General features: G+C 70.7%; 13 protein-coding genes. 8 read left to right on the top strand and 5 right to left on the bottom strand.

The features are described from left to right. The first annotated feature begins 19 nt into the window (after positions 1 to 19). The 3 genes from ACI2LW_RS28195 to ACI2LW_RS28185 all read left to right on the top strand — a co-directional run bounded on the left by ACI2LW_RS28195 (position 20) and on the right by ACI2LW_RS28185 (position 2,532). Entirely contained in the window at positions 20 to 847 is an 828-nt protein-coding gene (locus ACI2LW_RS28195; protein ID WP_404734050.1) for a hypothetical protein, read from the top strand. A gap of 163 nt (positions 848 to 1,010) precedes the next feature. Continuing rightward, positions 1,011 to 1,604, top strand: a complete 594-nt coding sequence (locus tag ACI2LW_RS28190; RefSeq protein WP_404734049.1) for an RNA polymerase sigma factor — start codon at positions 1,011 to 1,013, stop codon at positions 1,602 to 1,604. Beyond that, entirely contained in the window at positions 1,576 to 2,532 is a 957-nt protein-coding gene (locus tag ACI2LW_RS28185; RefSeq protein WP_404734048.1) for a CU044_5270 family protein, read from the top strand. Before ACI2LW_RS28190 ends, ACI2LW_RS28185 begins: the two co-directional genes overlap by 29 nt. A gap of 293 nt (positions 2,533 to 2,825) precedes the next feature. On the opposite strand, the gene ACI2LW_RS28180 is transcribed toward ACI2LW_RS28185, so the two are convergent. Beyond that, entirely contained in the window at positions 2,826 to 3,485 is a 660-nt protein-coding gene (locus ACI2LW_RS28180) for a hypothetical protein (protein ID WP_404734047.1), read from the bottom strand. A gap of 200 nt (positions 3,486 to 3,685) precedes the next feature. Between ACI2LW_RS28180 and ACI2LW_RS28175 the strand changes: the two genes are divergently transcribed. From ACI2LW_RS28175 to ACI2LW_RS28155, 5 genes are all read left to right on the top strand, one after another. Continuing rightward, positions 3,686 to 4,003, top strand: a complete 318-nt coding sequence (locus ACI2LW_RS28175; protein WP_404734046.1) for a hypothetical protein — start codon at positions 3,686 to 3,688, stop codon at positions 4,001 to 4,003. Positions 4,004 to 4,483: 480 nt separating this feature from the next. Further along, positions 4,484 to 7,702 (top strand): hypothetical protein, encoded by a 3,219-nt coding sequence (locus ACI2LW_RS28170; protein WP_404734045.1) that lies wholly within the window; start codon positions 4,484 to 4,486, stop codon positions 7,700 to 7,702. Between the two features lies 1 nt (position 7,703). Next, a complete protein-coding gene (locus ACI2LW_RS28165) occupies positions 7,704 to 11,687 on the top strand; it encodes a hypothetical protein (protein WP_404734044.1) in 3,984 nt (1,327 codons plus the stop codon). A gap of 85 nt (positions 11,688 to 11,772) precedes the next feature. After that, on the top strand, positions 11,773 to 12,048 hold the full coding sequence (gene tatA / locus ACI2LW_RS28160) for a Sec-independent protein translocase subunit TatA (RefSeq protein ID WP_404734043.1): 276 nt from the start codon (positions 11,773 to 11,775) through the stop codon (positions 12,046 to 12,048). After that, complete coding sequence (locus ACI2LW_RS28155) at positions 12,035 to 13,609, top strand: right-handed parallel beta-helix repeat-containing protein (RefSeq protein ID WP_404734042.1); 1,575 nt, start codon at positions 12,035 to 12,037, stop codon at positions 13,607 to 13,609. The genes tatA and ACI2LW_RS28155 overlap by 14 nt, the downstream gene beginning before the upstream one ends. 182 nt (positions 13,610 to 13,791) lie before the next feature. Here ACI2LW_RS28155 and ACI2LW_RS28150 read toward each other — a convergent pair whose 3' ends face one another. The 4 genes from ACI2LW_RS28150 to ACI2LW_RS28135 form a co-directional block, all read right to left on the bottom strand. Continuing rightward, positions 13,792 to 15,033 carry an NADH:flavin oxidoreductase/NADH oxidase family protein gene (locus tag ACI2LW_RS28150; protein WP_404734041.1) on the bottom strand — a complete coding sequence of 414 codons (1,242 nt, stop codon included), beginning with the start codon at positions 15,031 to 15,033 and terminating at the stop codon, positions 13,792 to 13,794. 176 nt (positions 15,034 to 15,209) lie between these two features. Continuing rightward, on the bottom strand, positions 15,210 to 15,776 hold the full coding sequence (locus ACI2LW_RS28145) for a hypothetical protein (protein WP_404734040.1): 567 nt from the start codon (positions 15,774 to 15,776) through the stop codon (positions 15,210 to 15,212). 100 nt (positions 15,777 to 15,876) lie between these two features. Next, entirely contained in the window at positions 15,877 to 17,166 is a 1,290-nt protein-coding gene (locus ACI2LW_RS28140; RefSeq protein WP_404734039.1) for an ABC transporter permease, read from the bottom strand. Continuing rightward, positions 17,163 to 17,915, bottom strand: coding sequence for an ABC transporter ATP-binding protein (locus ACI2LW_RS28135; RefSeq protein WP_404734038.1), 753 nt, complete (start codon positions 17,913 to 17,915; stop codon positions 17,163 to 17,165). Before ACI2LW_RS28135 ends, ACI2LW_RS28140 begins: the two co-directional genes overlap by 4 nt. Between the last annotated feature and the right edge of the window lie 27 nt (positions 17,916 to 17,942).

Genomic DNA, 17,942 nt, shown 5'->3' with positions numbered 1-17,942 from the left:
GAGCAGGACAATGATGCACATGATGATCCCCGGCCTCGGCCGTCTTCCCGACCCCCCGTCCCACGATCCCGGCTTCGAGGACGACTTCACTGCCCGGCAGCTCGACGAGAACCTCTGGATCGACCACTATCTGCCCCACTGGACGACGCCGGATCGCTCCCGGGCGCGCTACGACCTCGGCGACAGCGGGCTGCGCCTGCGCATCGACGCCGACCAGCCGGACTGGCGGGCGGAAGACGCCCCGCTTCGCGTGTCCAACCTGCAGACCGGGCTCTTCTCCGGCCCGGTGGGCTCGCGGCGGGGAACACACCGGCATCGTCCGGACGGACTCGTCGTGCGCACGGAGACGGCGGAACGCCTCCTGTGGGCACCCACCGCCGGACGGGTGGACGTGACGGTGAGCGCGAGCCTGGACGAGGGCTGCATGCTCGCCGCGTGGCTCGTGGGGACGGAGCGCCTGTCCGAAAGGGACAGCGGCGAGATCTGCATTTTCGAGATCGACGCCGCTGCCGTCGGCGGGAGAACGACTCACGCCCGGTGCGGGCTGAAAGCGCATTCGGATGAGCGGTTGGTCACCGGCATGACCGAGGTCGCCCTGCCTCTGGACGTGTCGAAACCGCATACCTGGACGGCCATCTGGGGACCGTCGGGCACGGTCATCGGCTGCGAAGGCCAGATCGTGAAACGCATGCCCCAGTATCCGGGTTACCCGCTCTTCTTGATGCTCGACCTGTTCGAGCTCGGCCCTCGCACGGCGCCCGACACCGCATACCCGAAGACCGCCGGCCTCCACCGCGAGCGTGGATGGGATGCCGTCTCACCGACACCTGGGACCCCGTGCCCATGAGCAGCGATCACTCATCCCGAAAAAGCACAGCCCCTGACCTGGCCGGCACGCCGAAAAGGATCCCAATTCCAAGGGTGAAGTCGGGCCACATGCTCCGTGAACTCGATTCCCGGGTTCGGGCAACAAGGGAGTGTCAGGTAGGCACGAAGTTATCGGAGTGAGTGTGAGTGGGCCACCATCAGATGATGCCGCCGCGGTGGAGGAGTCACTGCGGCAGCCAGAAGCGTTCGCGCGCCTGTACGACCAATACGCGAAAGACATCCATCGGTACGCGATGCGCCGAATAGGCGCGGAGGCGGCGGATGATGTGACGTCGGAGACATTCCTGGTCGCATTCCGCGCACGCAGTCGCTTCAATGCCTCGGCGGTCGGTGCGCGCCCATGGCTGTACGGAATCGCTGCCAAGCTGATCGGCCGGCGTCGGCGCTCGGAAATCCGGATGCTGCGGGCATACGCGCGCACGGGCTCGGACCCGGTGGTCGAGTCCTGGGTGGAGCACGCCGACAACCGGGTGGTCGCGCAAGGCGTGCAGCAACAGTTGGCCGGCGCCCTGGCAGAGCTGTCGGCGGGAGACCGGCATGTCCTGCTGCTCGTGGCCTGGGCGGAGTTCACCTACAGGGAAGTCGCCGATGCCCTGGGCATCCCCCTCGGAACAGTGCGCTCACGGTTGAACCGTGCCCGCCGCAAGCTCCGCACGGCGCTCGGCGCCGATCCCGCACTCGTCGTCGATGCCATGGAGGTGGCTCGGAATGGATGAAATGACTCTGCTGCGTGACCTGCGCGCCGGCATCCCTCAGCCGGACCGCGGTCGGCTGGCCGCCGGCCGCCGCAACCTGCTGAAGGCTGCTCGCGGTCAGGACGAAGCTCGCCGGGCGCGGAGCGGCCGGCGGTTGGCCGCCGTTGGGTCGGCGGCCGCGATCGGCGCTGTGGCTGTCGTGAGCGGCCAGATCGGGACCAAGGGCGAAGAACCCGGTTTCGTCCCGGTGGCCCGGCCCGCGTACATCACTCAGCCGGGAAGCGCCGCCCAGTTCCTCGAGCAGGCCGCCGACGCGATCGCCAGGCGTCCCGTGCCGGCCCCGCGCCAGGACCGGTGGGTGTACGTCAAGGAGGCCGAGGCCAATGCGACCGACCAGGAGCACCGGGGAGTGCGCGAGCGCGAATCGTGGACACGTTACGCGGATCCGGCCTTGGAGCAGGGCCGGGCAGGCGACGACCACTCGCCGCGCGAGCAGTACCGCTTCCTCGCCGGTCTGCCCCACGATGTGAACGCGGTGAAGGCGAAGGCTCGTGCCTTCTGTCCCGGTGATGGCCACGAGAGCAGGACGCAGCACGAATTCCGGGCGCTGAAGGTGCTGGCGAGGAGCTATCCGGCACCGCCGGAGGGCCTCGCGACGGTCTACCGTGCCCTGGCCACCCTCCCGGGCATCAAGGCGGCCCGGGCCACCGACGTACTCGGGCGCGACGCGATCGCCATCTTCCTGCCCGGCAACGGGCAGGGTGATCTACGCGAGGAATTCCTCATCGATCCCCGGACCTACGTCTACACCGGCTCCCGGTGGATCGCCCAGAGTGACCGCAAGGACCCGCGGGCCAACGCGGGGGACCGCTGGCGGAAGGGAGACGTCATCATCGACGACTCCGTCAAGGACGTAGCACTCGTGGCAAGGAGGAACGAGCGCCCGTAGCCGACGGACGCGGCTGCCGGCGTCGACGCGGTCTCTGCCCCTGCCCTCGTCAGGGGCAGAGACCGCGCTCGTACGGTGGCGTAGCGCCGCAAGGCGACGGAGCCGTCCGAAGGGTTGTGGACCACCTGGTCGTCCTCCCGGCGGAGCGCCGGCCTGACCGGGACTCGCTGAACCCTTCTGTGCGAAGCCCATGCGACCACGAGGGCCTTCCGTATCGCTGCGATGCGTGCCCGCATCGCATCACGGAAGGCCCTCGCCTGTTCCCAGGGCGGTTCAGGTCAGGTCAGCTCAGCTCAGCTCTGCGACATCACCCAGTAGCTTCCGCCGGCGCCGAAGCGGAGATGCGTGAGCGGCCGGGAGTGAGTCGTGCACGAATCCCACAGCGGCACGTAGAGGGGGCAGAGGTCCCAGTTGTACCTGACGTCGTAGACGTTGAATCCGACACCGTAGGAAGGGTTGGCGGTGCAGCTCAGGTACTTGTACGACGGGATCCAGGGTGCGTCGTACCCGGAGCAGCTGGAGGAGGTGTAGGTGATGGCGCTTCCGTTGCCGCACCAGTCGGTGTGGCCGGTGCCGTAGAGCTGGTCCGTGCCGACGCTCCTGGTGTCGTGGGACCAGCAACCGGAGGCGGCCGCGACCGCTGCCTCCTTGGAGTTCGTCCGGGCGGCGGGAGCGGCGCCGGCGCTCTTGTGCGGTTTCGTGATCTCGTAGCGGGAGAGGTTCACATACTTGGCCAGTCCACGTGCCGTGACCTCCGCGGGGGTGAGGGCACGGATCGTCTCGGTGCCGCCCGCCTCGTTCTTCCAGCTGACCGCTGTCGCCTCGGCGGTCTTCAGGTTCGGGTCGGAGCCGGTTGCCGCCTGGGCGGCCGGAGCCGCCATCGAGACACTCAGCAGGGCCGCACTGATCAGAGTCCCGGCCATGGCGACCAGCCTGTCCTGGTGTCCTGCCACGCTCATCCTCCTTGATTCGGCTGACAGTTGACGTAGCGTCACCTGGCGACAGCGCGTCGGCCATGAGTAATTCCTACTCGTTGATCGCCCATGTCGGGCCCCAGGCAGGTGAGTAACAACTGCTCACGACGGTGATCACGGCAATTCCTAGGTTGCGTCTTGTCATTGATAACCCATCAGCAACCGAGGGGAACACCGGCATGACCTTGCGATCACGGCTGAAGAAGGCGCCCGTCGTCGGAGCGCTCGCACTGGCCACCACCGGGCTGGGGGTGCTGGCGGCGCCGTCCGCCTCCGCGGCGACGACGCCCACGTACCACATGAACTGCACGACCGGAATCTGGGGCAACCAGGGCTGGGGCACCTGCACCGGCACGGGGCGGTGGGTCGTGCGCGCCGAGTGCGCCTGGAGCCCGCTGTACTCCGTCAGCGCCGGAGGGTGGACCGACGGAACGGTCACCAAGTGGACGGACTCCTGCGCCTTCGGCGTCGAGTCCGTGCGGATCGTGGAGTACTGATCCGGCAGGAGCCGGCAGGAGCCGGCAAGGGCCGGCGCGAGCCGGCTGAAGCAGGTGCGTCCGCCCGCCGGTGGACGCACCTGCTGCGGCGTTCTTCAGGCGTTCCGGCACATCCACTGGCTTGCCCGGCGAACGGGCCGGGCCGCCGGGCACGCATCGCACACGTTCACCAGGGCCCTCCCGCAGCACCGCGGGAAGTGCCCTCCGCCACAGAAGTGAGGGGAGAAATTCGTGTCGCAGGGGGAATTCACGGAGGATCCGCAACAGCCACCGGAAGCCGCTCCGAAGGAGCCCGCTCCGACCGGGGCAGGGCCGGCAGGCCGGGGGAGCGGAGTCACCCGGCGGGGCGTGCTGACCGCCGCGGGAGCGGCCGGTCTTCTTGCGGCGGTCTCCCAAGCGGTTCCGGGCGGCGGGGGCTCACGCGAGAACGCCCTCGGTGAACCCACCGCCGCCGACGGGCCCGTGCGAGTGGTCTCGCTGGTGCGTCAGGCCGACATGGTCGACCTGACGCTCGCGCTGTGGAACTGCTCGCTCGACACAAGTGAGGACCGCGCCCGTCTGGTCCGGGTCGACCAGGCCCTCTCCGCCTATGTCGTCGTCCACTTCGGGCCCCAGGCCGTCACCGAGAGGACCTTCCTTGAGGCGACCGGCGGCGGCAACGAGCCGCCCACCGTGAACCCCGTGCCCACGCGAATCTCCGACACCAGCCGGCTGGCGTTCGACGTCACGGATCTGCTCCCGCTGGATTTCACGGTCGACGAAGTGCTGGACTGGGCCCGCTTCTCTCCGCGACTGGTGCCCAACGCCCAGCCGCGGACGGTGCCCGACACCTTCCGCGGCCTGCCACGCCGGCCCGACGCCACCGAGACGTCCTTGGAACTGCCCTGGCGGCTTCAGCTGTCGCCGGCCGAGAGCGGCGGCTGGGCGCACAGCGCGCGGCCCGTCACCCACGGCTCGTGGACCGAGGTCTGGGAGACCCGGCTCGGAGTCAGGAAGCGGCAGAAGGACGGCAGTGGGCGGGTGGTCGAGGCGCCGGAGGCCGAACCGTTCGTCCGGGCGGTCTGGGCGAGCGACCCGGGCTTCGCGGACTGGCTCACCACGCCGGCCTCCGTACCCTCCGGCGACACGACGGACGGGCTGCGCACCGCTCTCCAGCCCCGCGAACGCTACGACATCGTGCGGCTCTCCGGTGACTACTCCCTCCGTACGGTCGGCGGCGGCCTGCCCGCGCCCATCGAGGTGGAGCGGCTCTCCCTCAGCGCCTTGGGGGCCGGTTACGACCTGCACGCCGAATGGGACCCGGTTGCGACCGCGGACTACTCCAGCAGGGTGCGGGAGTGGACACACAAGGGTGTCCTCGGGCGGGACCACTATGTGCGTGTGGTGAGCACCGGTTTCCTGTATCCGTTCGGACACCGGGCCGCCGTACTGAGTCTGACGCAGCGCAAGTCGCAGCGCCCGAGCGCCTCGAGCGAGGCGCGCGCCGCCGTTCTGCGCACGCGTCTGATCCTCGTCGTCCGTCAGCCGGTGAAGTCGTACCAGGACGACTCCGATCTGCCCAACGCCGGCCGCGGATTCCCCTTCCGGCGGGTGCGGTTGCTGACCGCGCAGACCCCGCCCCTGGAACCGGCGACCGAGTACGTGGAAGGCGGGACGGCCGCCAAGTCCTATGTGCCGCGGGTCGGCGACAGCGCGTACGGCTTCCACCTGCGCGGCACCGACTGGGCCGGCAAGGAGGCCGACTACACCTCACCGCTGGTCTTCGTGTCGGACGAAGGAGCCCGCGACGCCGGCCACCTCCGGCGCCTGCACGAGACGTACAAGGACGACAGCCGGCTGCGTACGGCCGGGTTCGGCGGACGCCCCGTCGCCCTCGCACAGCCCGGCGCGCACCCGGGTGACACCGAACTGCCGGTCAAGTCGATGGCGTTCATGGGGGAGCCACCGCGGTCCGGAGCGGACACGGCGGCCATGGTCAACGAGGGACGGGCGCCGTTCTACCCGGCGCTGGACCGGCTGACGGCCGGCCTGCCCGTGGTGCAGGAACTCCTCGGAGACGAGCTGTCCGCGGGCACCTTCTCCTACCACGACGCCGAGGGCAGCAGCTATGTGGCGGGCGGGTTCGGCTCCCAGAACCCCGGAGAGGTGTTCCTGGCCGCCACGGAGTCCGACCAGGTGGAGGTCCGTTTCCCCGCCGACCGGTCGGGCGGCGTGGTCACCCCGGTCTTCGCGATCGCCGGCATCTCCCGACTGCGCGGCCCGGTGGCGGGCGACGCCCACGATGCCGCCCGCAACCTCTTCGACCCCCAGAAGATGTATCCGCGCTCCGAAGCCAAGGTGGCCGGCGGCCTGGAACTGAAGGACCTGCTGAAGCCGCAGAGCGAGGGGCCCAACCCCGAACAGGCCCTCGAGCTGACCGCGCGGCAGGAGACGGACGCCGACGGGCGGCCGGTCATGACCGAACTGCGGTCGAAGGCGAACCCCGAACTGCGCGCCTGGCCGTCCGGCGTGAACCTCTTCGTCCCCGCGGACCCGAAGAAGTGCCTGACCGTCGACACCCGGGTGACGTCGCGAGTGGACGCGCCGAGCGAGGTGGTCGACCGGGTCGTCAAGGGGGAGTTGAAGAACTTCACCATCAACCTGTGGGGCACCCAGGCCGCCACCCGCTTCGTCAGTCTCGACGTCGCCCGCTTCCGGTTCGTGGAGCGCAAGGACGCCAAGACGGAGGTCGACTGCGACGTCCGTACGGTCTCCTTCCACGGGGCCCTGAAGTTCGTCGAGGAGCTTTCCCGCTACTGCACCTTCCTCGGCTGGGAGCCCCCGGCCGGACCTGCCACCACCGGCGGCGGCTCGGCCCGGACAGCGTCCCTCCGGCGGGCCGCCCTGGCGCCCGCCAACGCCCTCGCGGCCGCGGACGAGCAGCCGACCGCGGGCCAGGGCGACCGATATGTCGATGTGTCGCCCCAGGGCGTCGCTCTCAACAGGAGCTTCGCCGTACCGGAGATCCGGCTGGGGGCCTTCGCGCTGACCGGGCTGGCGGTCTCCGCGGGCATCATGATCCCCTTCGACGGCAAGCCGATCCGGGTGCGTTTCGCCTTCAGCTCCCGCGAGAAGCCGTTCTCCGTCGTCCTCTCCTTCCTCGGAGGCGGCGGATTCGCCGCCGTGGAGCTCGGGCTCGGCGGCGTGGAGATGCTGGAGTTCTCCTTCGAGGTGAAGGCCTCCTACGCCTTCGCCATCGGCAGCGTCGTCAGCGGTGCGGTCGAGGCCAAGGCCGGCATCTACTTCGCCGTCGAGACCGGCGAGAACGGCGACCAGGCCTGCGAACTCACCGCCTACCTGCAGTTCTCCGGCGCGGTCAGCGTCCTCGGACTGGTCACGCTCTCACTCGTCGCCTACCTCGCCCTGAGCTACTACGACACCCCGGAGCGGCTGGTCGGCGAGGCGACCGTGTCCGTCTCGGTCGACCTGTTCTTCTTCAGCTTCTCCAACAGCTACACCGTGCGACGCGAGCTGATCAAGGGATCGGGGAGCGGCGACGGCGCCTCGGCCCGGGCCAACCGGAGTTCCGCCACTGCCCGCAGCGCACCCGCCGAACTGGCCGCCGGCGCCCAAGCCGCCGGCGTGTCCTTCGGCGACACCCTCACCCAGCAGGAATGGCTCAACCAGTACTGCGCCGCCTTCGCCCCCGTGGGAGCCTGACATGCCCTTCCAGACCATCACCTGGACCGCACTTCCCGCGGGCGCCTCCGCGGGGGCGGTCCGTCTCTCGGTGCTGATCGCGCCCCGGCTCCGGACGGACGGGGCCACACAGGCACTGTCGGCGTTCCCCGACTGGTCCGACTGGCCGAGGATCGTTACCGGGATGTCCTTCACCGTCGGCTTCCCCGATCTGGGCATCACCGGGGCGCCCGTCGAAGCGGTGCGGGTCTCCACCCCCGAGTCGGCGAGATGGCGCTCCCTGTTCACCCCCAAAACCACCGTGCGCGGGCACACCTCCGCGGGGGCGGTCCGCAGACGGATCCGCTCGTACCCCACCGCGCACCTGCTCGGCTTCATCGCCGGACGGTGGGGGAGATTCGGCGCCGTCTCACCCGACGAACACCCCCGCCGTGCCGCCCTCGTCGACAGCGGCGCCTTCGGCCCCCTCGGCTTCGAGGAGAACGACAGCGGCGTCAAACGCCGCGCGCTCCTCGCCGGAAAGCTGGAGGACCGCTTCGACACCAGCGCGAACTCCACCCCCGCCACCTGGGCCATCCCCTACGACGCGGGCGACACCGGCCCGGACGGCATCGCCCGCAGCTTCCTCCAGCTCACACGGTTCCACCGGCGCCGCCCGAAGGGCAGCGGTGCCCTGCCGCCGCTGCCGGAACCCGAGTTCGACTTCCATCAGACGGTCGCCGCCACACGGCAGTACCCGGCGCTGCAACGCATGCTGGGCCTGGTGGTGGACCTGCGCATCACCGACTCCCGGGTCCTGGCCCTGCTGCAGGGACCGGTCAGGAACGGCTGGGTCACCGTGACCCCGACCTGGAACCCGTCCCTGGGCACCCCCGCCGACGTCGACGTCAGCCCCCACACGGCGTGCCTGATCGGCGGCAACCGCTTCGAGGCCCGGCCGCGCGACACCAACACCGCGGACTGGGACCACGGTCTGCTCCGCCTGGGCGACTCCCACTCCTTCCTCACCGTCCCGGTCGACGTCGACGGAGCCGCGCTCCTGGCCGGGCAGTTCGCCGGCAATGTCGCGCGGGCCCGCAACGTCCCCGACGGGCATCCGCTGCCGGCCCTGCGCACCGCCGGAATCGCGGTCGCCCGCACGGGCCGGGCGTCCGGCCTGGCCCGCGGACTCGCCCGAGGCGAGGAGCTGAACGGCGCCGCCTTCACCGAGACCGGCGAGAAAAAGGGCGGGACCGTGCGCCTGTACCTGGACGACCTCGTCCAGGGATACCGATGGGACGTGCGGGACGCCGCCGACACCGCCTGGCGCACGCTGATGGCGCGCACCGGCCACTACCGCTTCCTCGCCGACGACCCGGACGTCGCCGTCGAAATCAGCGAGGAGGCCGTGGTCACGACCGCGCCCACCAGTTCGGGAGTCAGGGGGGACACCGATCTATACCTCCAGGAGCAACTGGTCCAGTGGACCGGATGGAGCCTGGGCGTCCTGCGTCCGGGAGCGGCGGTCGGGCCCGACGGCAGCCCCCACCGCCAGCAGCCGGTCGTCCGCGAGGACTTCCCCTTCGTCGGGGACTTCGGCGTACCGCCGGGCAGCCTGCCCCGGCTCAGGTTCGGCCACTCCTACCGGCTGCGCGCCCGCGTGGTGGACCTGGCGGGAAACAGTCGCCCCGCGGCGGCCGGTGAGCTGGAGGACACCGACGAATTGCGCTCCGCGGCCGTCGTGCACCAGCGCTTCGAACCCGTCAATCCGCCCGAGGTACTGCTGCGCAAGCCCCGCACCCAGGCCGAGGGCACCGAACGACTCGTCATCCGCAGCGCCACCGGCTCGGACACCACGGCACAGGAGTCCGTCCGCCACCTGGTGCCCCCGCGCACCTCCCAGCTGATGGCGGAGCAGCACGGCTGCTTCGACGCCGGCAGCGAAGGCCACCCGATGCGCGACCTGTACGACATGATCAGGACTCGGGACGCGGCGACCCTGGAGTCACTCGAGGCGGCGCATCCCGAACCCGCCCCGTACGAGGAGTCGTTCTACTACGACACCGACTCGCTGCCCGTGCCGTACCTGCCCGACCCCCTCGCCCGCCAGATCCTGGTGCGCGGCCTGCCCGACACCACCGCCGCCACCACCACCCTGCAGGTCGAAGCGCCCTCCGGTGAGTGGCCCACCCATCGGGCGTGGCGGATCAGGCTCACCCGCGGCAGCACCGCCGGCTGGACGCGGGACGACACCAACCGCCTCCTCGAGATCCGCCTCGCGCCGGGCGACCTCTACACGCTCCGGCTGAGCAGCCGCTTCAAGGACGCCGACGTCGACCTCATGGGCGTGTGGACGTGGATCCGTGACTGGGTGGCGCAGTCCGGGCCCGGAACGGACCTCACCGCCCTGCGGAACCTGATAGCCGGGGGCCGCCACACGATGTTCACGCCCTACCGGGAGATCACTCTCGTCCACGCCGTACGCACCCCGCTCAAGACACCCTCCCTCACCACCCTGACCGTCGACCGGGCCGGCGGCCCCTCCTCGACGTGGGCACGCGTGCGGGGCACGGTGGACATCAGCCGCAAGAGCACCGGCACGGTCGACCTGGTGGGGGAGTGGATCATGCCCGTCGACGAAGGACCGGGAGGCCCCGAGCCGGAGCCCGCCCGGACCTTCCGCGCCCCGGTGGCCACGCTCCGGGTGGAGCGGGCGCCCGGCGCCTCGCCGGGCCCCGACGACCTGCCGCTCGACGTCCACCACGAGTTCGGTGACACCCGCCACCGGCGCGTCGTCTACCGGGCCGTCGCCACCAGTTCCTTCACCGAGTACTTCAGGAACGAGACCGAGCTCACCGTGACCGACGGCCAGGCGTCCTACACCGCCGACGCCGAACCCGCCGGAATCAAGATCCGCGACAAGGCCACAGGGAACCTCCTCGAACCGGCCCCGGCGAGCGCCACCGACCCGCGGACCGCGGACGGCGACTACCTCCTGGACGCCGGCAGCAGAACCGTCCGCCGCACCGCCGGCGGCCATATGCCGGAGAACGGCACGCTGGTCATGAGCTACGTGCCACCCACGACCACCAGGACCTCGGCCGCCGTCAGCGCCCGGATCGTGCACAGCACCGCCCGGCCGGCCGCACCCCGGATCCACTCGATCGTGCCGACCTTCTCGTGGACCGAGACCGCGCAGCAGAGCGTCCGCAAGGGAGGCCTGCGGGTCTACCTCGAGCGGCCGTGGTGGTCCTCCGGCCCCGACGAGCGGCTGGGCATCGTGCTCTGGAAGGGCGACACGGCCGACCCGTCGCCCCGGCTGGAACCCTACGTGACCATGTGGGGCCGCGACCCCGCGTTCGCCACCGCGGACCTGCCGGCGACCCCCACCAACACCTCGTTCCGCGGCACGGCCAGTACGGGCTTCGACCTGCCGCTGGCAGAGGCGGGCGGTGCCCAGGTGAACGTCGTCGGATACGACGTCGCCTACGACTCCGAGCGCGGCCTGTGGTACGCCGACATCGAGGTGACCCTCCCGCGAGGCGAGCGGCACACCTCCTACTTCCCCTTCATCCGGCTGGCCTTCGCCAGGTTCCAGTCCGCCTCGATCAGCGGATGCCATCTGTCCCCGGTGGTCACGGCGGGCTTTGTGCAGATCACCCCGGACCGCACCGCCACCGTCACCGGCACCGGCTCCTCCCGGACGGTGACCGTGACAGGACGGTCGTACACCGCCACGGCCACGAGCCCCGGTCCCTCCGTCCTCCAGGTCCAGGTGGAACGGGCGACACCGGGGGTGGCCGATCCCGACCTGAAGTGGCAGCCCCTCTCCGACCCCCCGCGGATACTGACGTCCTCGGTCACCCAGGGAAACCTCGTGACGTGGACCGGCACGGTCACTCTGCCCGCCGACGCGCCCGCCGGCTCGCTGCGTCTGACGCTGCGTGAACTGGAGTCCCATCCGACGGGCCTGTCCTCCCCGACCGGCCGCAGGCGCACGGTCTACCTGGCCACGCTGCCGGTCTGACCGCAGGTTCCGACGGTCCCCGAGCCGCCCGCCAGGCGGCTCGGGGCCGCCCCGGCCATGTCACCGACAAGGAGGTTCCCCCACCATGCTGTCCCGTATCGGCCCCGCCGAGCTGCTCCTCCTCGCTCTCGTGGTCTTCCTGCTGTTCGGCGCGAAAAGGCTCCCCGAGGTCGCGCGCTCCGTCGGCAGGTCGGCCCGCATCCTCAAGAGCGAGGCCAGGGCCATGAGAACCGACGACCAGGATCCGACCGATGATCAGGAGCAGCCCGTACGGCAGGAAGCCCTGCCACCGGGCCGCACCGGCTTCGCCGACGAGCCCATGAAAGCGCGCCCCGCAGGCGACCGCCATGACCGCGGCTGATCCTGTGGCCCGGCGGAAGCGGGCCGGCACCGCACTGCTGACGCTCGCCCTGCTGCTGGGCGCGCAGCCACCCGCACGCGCCGCAGCGGAGGCCCTCGCCGCACCGTCCTGCGGCCCCGGACACGTCGACGTGAGCGACTTCCACGACGGATCCGGCGACTACTCCACGGCCTTCGCCCGGGCCCTCGCCGCCCTGCCCGGCGGGGGAGTCCTCAGCGTGCCCGCGGGATCCCACCTCTTGCGACGGCACGTGGCGGTGAACACCGACGGCATCTGCATCAAGGGTGACCCCGGCGCGAGCGTCGTCGTCGACCCCGTCGAGGGGGATCCGGACATCAACCACTACGCGGCGTTCATCGTGAACAAGCCCGCCGCCTCCGGCACCGGGCTGGACGCCGTACGCGACGTGTCGGTGCAGGATTTGAGGATCGAGGTGAGGAAGGGCGTCGACGGCCCGATCAGCCAGGGCGTCGTCCAGTACAACAACTGCCGCGACTGCGCGGTCGAGCGCTCCCAGGTGGTGTGGACGGGCCCGTCCGACATCGACCTGAAAGGGCGGAGCACCGACGGCATAGCCTTCTCCCAGGGATCCAGCGGCTGGATCTCCGAGGTCCGCGTCGACGGCATGCCCAAGGTCGGCATCCTCATGACCATGGGCGCGCACGACGTGCTCATCGACGAGGTGGAGACCGTCGGCAGCGGAGCGCGCAACGGCGCGGGCGGGTACTGGGGGGCGGGCATCGCGCTCGGCGGATCGAGCCGTGTCACCGTGCGCGGCGCGGTCTCCTCGGGCAATCGCGTGGCCGGCATTCTGGTCGGAGCGGTCGGCGGCGGTGTGCTCGGCTGGCACCCGGCGCGCGACAGTGTCATCACCGACTGCACTGTCAGCGGCAACGGTACGCGGTCGCAGGAGAGCGCCGGTCTGATCGTCAACTCCGAGGCGTACGCCACCGACCATGCCGATGTGGTGCCCGAGGAAGTCGTGGTGGACGACCTGCGGTCCTACGGCAACAACGGCCACGGGATCTACGTCAGTTCCGGCAGGCACGTCACGATCCGCGCAAGCAGCGTCAGGGACAACACCGACCACGGGATCCTCGTCGCCAACGCCACCCACGGCGAGGGGCGGATCGCCGATCTCACCACCGACGTCTCGATCCAGGGGACGTACGCGCACCACAACGGCACAGTGCTCGGGGTCCACTCCGGGTCGGTCGCCCTGCGAGCGGTGAAGGACGTCGAGGTGCGCGACAGTGTGCTCTGGGGAGACGGGCAGACGGGGAACACACTGGTGCTCATGTCCGCCCTGGCCGGGGCGCCGGGCCCGGACGCGCGTTCCTCCGGCGTCCTCCTGTCCGGGATCGACGTACGGAACACGCTGAACACCTGGGAGCACGGGGAATCGGAGTCCGGCGCGTACGACATCACGGGATCCGGTTCACCGAACGCCTATCGCGGCACCGGCCTGGCAGCACCCCCGGGCTCCCACTACACGGACAGGGCCACCGGTCACCGGTATCTGAAGACGACCGGACCGCTGGTGGCCACCGGCTGGAGCTGAGGAGGATCAGGCCACCCCAAGGGCAAGGGCCCGGGAGAACGGGTGCGCACCGGGGGCGGTCTGCCCGAGGGCCCTCCTTCACAGCCGGCCCCCCGGCGAAGGCATCCACGCCCTGTCGACAGTGAGGCGGCGCGGCTCTGCCGGAGCCGCGCCGCCTCACTGTCGTGCTGGAGGTGCCGGCGCTATGCGGCGCGCCTCTCCTTGCTCAGCCAGGTGCGGTAGCGGCGCAGCGCCCGGCGCTGCTTGCGCCGTTCGGCGAACAGGGCGACCGCCGGGTGGGTGCCGGGCGTGGGGCGGCTGCCGCGGGCCATCCGGCGCATTTGATGCCGGACCTGCGCCATGCTCGCGGCCGAGGCGAGCGCTTTGTCCGACCAGGTCACCGGCCTGAGCTGCATGTCGGCCTCGCGGCCGGTGCGCCAGCGCTCGGGCAGGTCGGGTGTGACGGCAAGGGCTGTGCCCATCCCGACTGCCGCCACGCCGCTGTCGAGAACGCGTTCGGCGGTCACACGGCGGGTGATGCCGCCGGTCAGCATCAGCGGGAGCGGGCTCGCCGCGACCAGGTCCTTCGCCAGGTCGAGGAAGTACGCCTCGCGGGCCTGGGTGGAGGCGTCGGCCGCACGGCCGGACATCGCCGGGCTCTCGTAGCTGCCGCCGGACAGTTCGACCAGGTCGACGCCGAGCGGTGCGAGCATCCCGATCACCTGGCGTGCGTCGTCGGTGTCGAAGCCACCGCGCTGGAAGTCCGCGGAATTGAGCTTGACCGCGACCGCGAAGGAGGGCGAGGTGGCAGCGCGTACGCCGCGGACCACGTCCAGCAGCATCCGGGCCCGATTCTCCAGCGAGCCGCCCCACCGGTCGGTGCGCTTGTTGACCAGAGGGGAGAGGAACTGCGAGAGCAGATAGCCGTGTGCGGCGTGCACTTCTACGCCGTCGAAGCCTGCTTGCTCGGCGCGCCGGGCGGTGACGGCGAACCGGGCGACCGTCTCCTCGATCTGTTCGGCGGTCATGGCGACGGGGCGGCCGAAGCGGCCACTGTGCCTGCCCAGGTCGACGCCGATGGCGGACGGCCCCCACACGACGCCAGGCATGTCGGAACCGATCTGGCGCCCAGGGTGGTTGATCTGCATCCAGATCGTCCCGCCTCCCGCCTTGCTGGCCTTCGCCCACTCGGCGAACGGGTCCAGCGGCGCGGCCTCGTCGAGAACGACGCCGGCGGGCCCCGTCAACGCCTCGGCGTGCACCATGACGTTGCCCGTGATCAGCAGTCCGGCACCGCCCTCCGCCCAGCGCCGGTACAGCCGGAACAACTCCTGGCCGGGCAACTGGCCCTCGACCGCCATGTTCTCTTCCATGGCTGCCTTGGCGATCCGATTGGGCAGAACCGCTCCATTCGGCAGGCGAAGCGAGCAAAAGAGTGAATTCATGTAACCGACTTCAGTGAGGGGAAATCCATGACCGGCAAGTGCTCCGTCCATCACGTCACGGCTCCGCCGGCGCGTGCCTGAGTACTCGCTGCTCAATCCCTCAGCCGCGCCCGATGCGGGCAGCGCCGACGCACCGAGCCTGAACGACAATGGCCGCCTCCGGATCGGGCCGACGGCTACTTCGCGAGGAACACCTCCGCCTCGCACTTGTCGGCCCACTCGATGTTGTGATCGAGGTTGGTCCCGTCGGGGAAGGCGAGCAGACCGTCGTCCCCGACGGTCGCCACGACGTCGTGCTTGCGAAGGCACGCCACCCAGCGATCGGCCTTCTCCCGGAACTGCGGGTCCTCCCTCGCGGACCGCATCGTCAGGGTCTCGCGCTCCTTGTGCGCGCACGCTCTCTGGGCCGCCGGGTACTTCGGGTCGCCCGACCGGAAAGCCCCTTTCCAGCTGCCGTCCTCGTTCTTGAGCATCTTGGCCCCGTGCTTCGCCAGACAGTCCTGGTACACCTGGTTGAGCCTGTCCTTCTCTTCTTCGGAGGTGTCGGGCCTGATGAGGGGCCGTTCGACCTTCGCCGGGGACGACGACGCCTCCTTCGCGTCCTCGCTCGCGTCCTCCTTCCGGGAGTCCTGCGCGCTCGCAACGCCCGTGTCCTCGGCCGTGGACTCCCGCGTACACGCCGCGAGCAGCAGCGTCGCGATGAGCGCGCCGGTCGTGGCGCACCCGCGCCTCGCGCTCGACAAACGGGTTGTACGGGCAGCTTTCATGGTGTGTGTGAACCTCTCAGGAGTGGGTGCGGGCGGTACGTGGCGGGGGTCGGGGGCGGCGGCCGGCGGCGACAGCTCATGCCGACGCCAGCGCAGCAGTCGGGGACAGCCGGGAGGCACGGACGGCCGGATACACACCGGCGACCACACCGACGAGCACCGCGCCGCAGAGCCCACTGGTCACCGCGGGAAGCGGGATGACGGGAGGCCAGCCCTTGGCCACCGCGTAACCGACGGTGCCGAGGACGCCGAGGACGACTCCGGTGAAGCCGCCGAGGCCCGACAGCGCGATCGATTCGGTGAGGAACTGGCCCCGGATCTGCCGCCGGTTGGCGCCCAGCGCACGGCGCAGGCCGATCTCGCGGCGGCGTTCCAGAACGGAGATGACCATGGTGTTGGCGACGCCGATCCCGCCGACCAGCAGCGCCACACCGGCCAGGCCGAGGAACAGGCCCGAGAACGTGGCCTCGGTGGACCGTTTCGCGGCCAGGGCGTCGGAGGGACGGGTGACCTGTACCTCGCTCGGAGACTGCGGGCTGATCGTGGCGGGGAGTACGGCGTGCACATCCTCGATGGCCGCCTCGTCCGCCCGCAGGAACATCTGAGTCGGACGGAGGTCGAAGCCGAGCTGGTCGTGCGCGGCCTCCCAGCCGACCAGGACGGAACGGTCGATCTCCGGGGCCAGTGGGACGGAACGGAGGATCCCGATGACGCCGAACCACCGGTCGTTGATCAGCACGAGCGGCGGCGGGTCCCCGGGGCGCAGGTCGGGGGAGCCGAGGCGGGCCGCCGCGACCGAGCCGAGAACGACGGTGGGAAACCGCCCGGTGGCCGTGGAGAGGTAACTGCCCGAGCGGATTTCTGCGTTGATCACTTCGAGCAGATTCGACTGGGCGGCGAGCACGGTGATCCCGGCCGTCTCGAGCCGCCCCTGCCGGTCGGAACGCCGTACCTCGGCATGGGTGTTGGCCACCGCGGCCACGGCCTTCACCGGCCCGATGCGCTCGACCATCGTGACCGACTCGGGAGGGAAGGAGGCCGGCTCGTCGCCCCTCGTCCGGTCGGCGACCGCCTGCAGCCGGTCGGTGCCCAGCGCGGTCAGTTCCGCGTTCAGGGCCTTCTGGCTGGAAGCCGGAATCCCGGTGACCACGATCATCGTGGCGATGCCGATGGAGATGCCGAGCGCGGACAGCGCCGCCCGCATCCGCCGCGTGCGGATGCCGACCAGCCCCAGGCGCAGCAGATCGACGGGGGACAGCCGGACGGGCCGGTGCAGTGATCGCGCCGCATCGCGGCGTCGGGACCGGTGTCGCCGCGAGCCCGTCGGCCGGGGGTGCGCAAAGCGGCGCAACGACAGCCACTTCATCGCGCGGTCCCGGTGCGGGAAGACCCGTCGCTGGTACGGAAAGGCCCGTCGGCGGTGTCGCGGCCGAGCCCGGTGTCGGTGACGATGCGGCCGTCCTGGATCTCCACCCGTCGCGGCAGTCGCGCGGCGATGTCCCGGTCGTGGGTGATGAGCGCGATGGTGGTGCCCTCCTGGTTGAGCTGGGTGAGCAGGTCCAGCACGGCATGTCCGTTCGCGGTGTCCAGCGCGCCCGTCGGCTCGTCCGCGAGTACGAGCGTGGGCTTGTGGACCAGGGCCCGCGCGATGGCCACCCGCTGCCGTTCACCTCCGGAGAGCTGATGGGGCCGGTGATCGGCCCGATGGGCCAGACCGACCCGCTCCAGCGCGGCGATCGCGAGCGGCCGTCGCCGCTTTCTCGCCACCCCGGCGTAGAGCAGACCGGTGGCGACGTTCTCGGTGGCGGTCAGCCCCTCCGACAGATGGAACTGCTGGAAGACGAAGCCGAGCCAGCGACCGCGCAGCACGGACAACTGCCGGTCCGGCATGCTGGTGACGTCCTCGCCGGCGATCACGACGCTGCCGCCCGTCGGCTTGTCGAGGGTGCCCATGATGTTCAGCAGAGTGGACTTGCCCGAGCCGGACGGACCGACGATGGCCAGGAGTTCGCCGTCGTGTATCTCCAGACAGACCCCGTCCAGGGCCCTGACTCCGCCGGGATACTCGACCACAACGTCGCGGACCGCCAGCACCAAAGCGGGTGCGGCCGTCACGACGACGTCACCACCTTGGTGCCCTCA

It is taken from the genome of Streptomyces sp. NPDC004065 (genome assembly GCF_044903565.1).
In the GTDB taxonomy this organism is placed as follows: domain Bacteria; phylum Actinomycetota; class Actinomycetes; order Streptomycetales; family Streptomycetaceae; genus Streptomyces.
This window is presented reverse-complemented; position numbering and strand designations above follow the sequence as displayed.

Excerpts from the sequence above, each read along its gene's own strand:
- ACI2LW_RS28195 (WP_404734050.1), top strand. The coding sequence starts at position 20 with ATGATGATCCCCGGCCTCGGCCGTCTTCCCGACCCCCCGTCCCACGAT.
- ACI2LW_RS28185 (WP_404734048.1), top strand. The coding sequence starts at position 1,576 with ATGCCATGGAGGTGGCTCGGAATGGATGAAATGACTCTGCTGCGTGAC.
- ACI2LW_RS28175 (WP_404734046.1), top strand. The coding sequence starts at position 3,686 with ATGACCTTGCGATCACGGCTGAAGAAGGCGCCCGTCGTCGGAGCGCTC.
- ACI2LW_RS28165 (WP_404734044.1), top strand. The coding sequence starts at position 7,704 with ATGCCCTTCCAGACCATCACCTGGACCGCACTTCCCGCGGGCGCCTCC.
- tatA (WP_404734043.1), top strand. The coding sequence starts at position 11,773 with ATGCTGTCCCGTATCGGCCCCGCCGAGCTGCTCCTCCTCGCTCTCGTG.
- ACI2LW_RS28155 (WP_404734042.1), top strand. The coding sequence starts at position 12,035 with ATGACCGCGGCTGATCCTGTGGCCCGGCGGAAGCGGGCCGGCACCGCA.
- ACI2LW_RS28150 (WP_404734041.1), bottom strand. The coding sequence starts at position 15,033 with ATGAATTCACTCTTTTGCTCGCTTCGCCTGCCGAATGGAGCGGTTCTG.
- ACI2LW_RS28140 (WP_404734039.1), bottom strand. The coding sequence starts at position 17,166 with ATGAAGTGGCTGTCGTTGCGCCGCTTTGCGCACCCCCGGCCGACGGGC.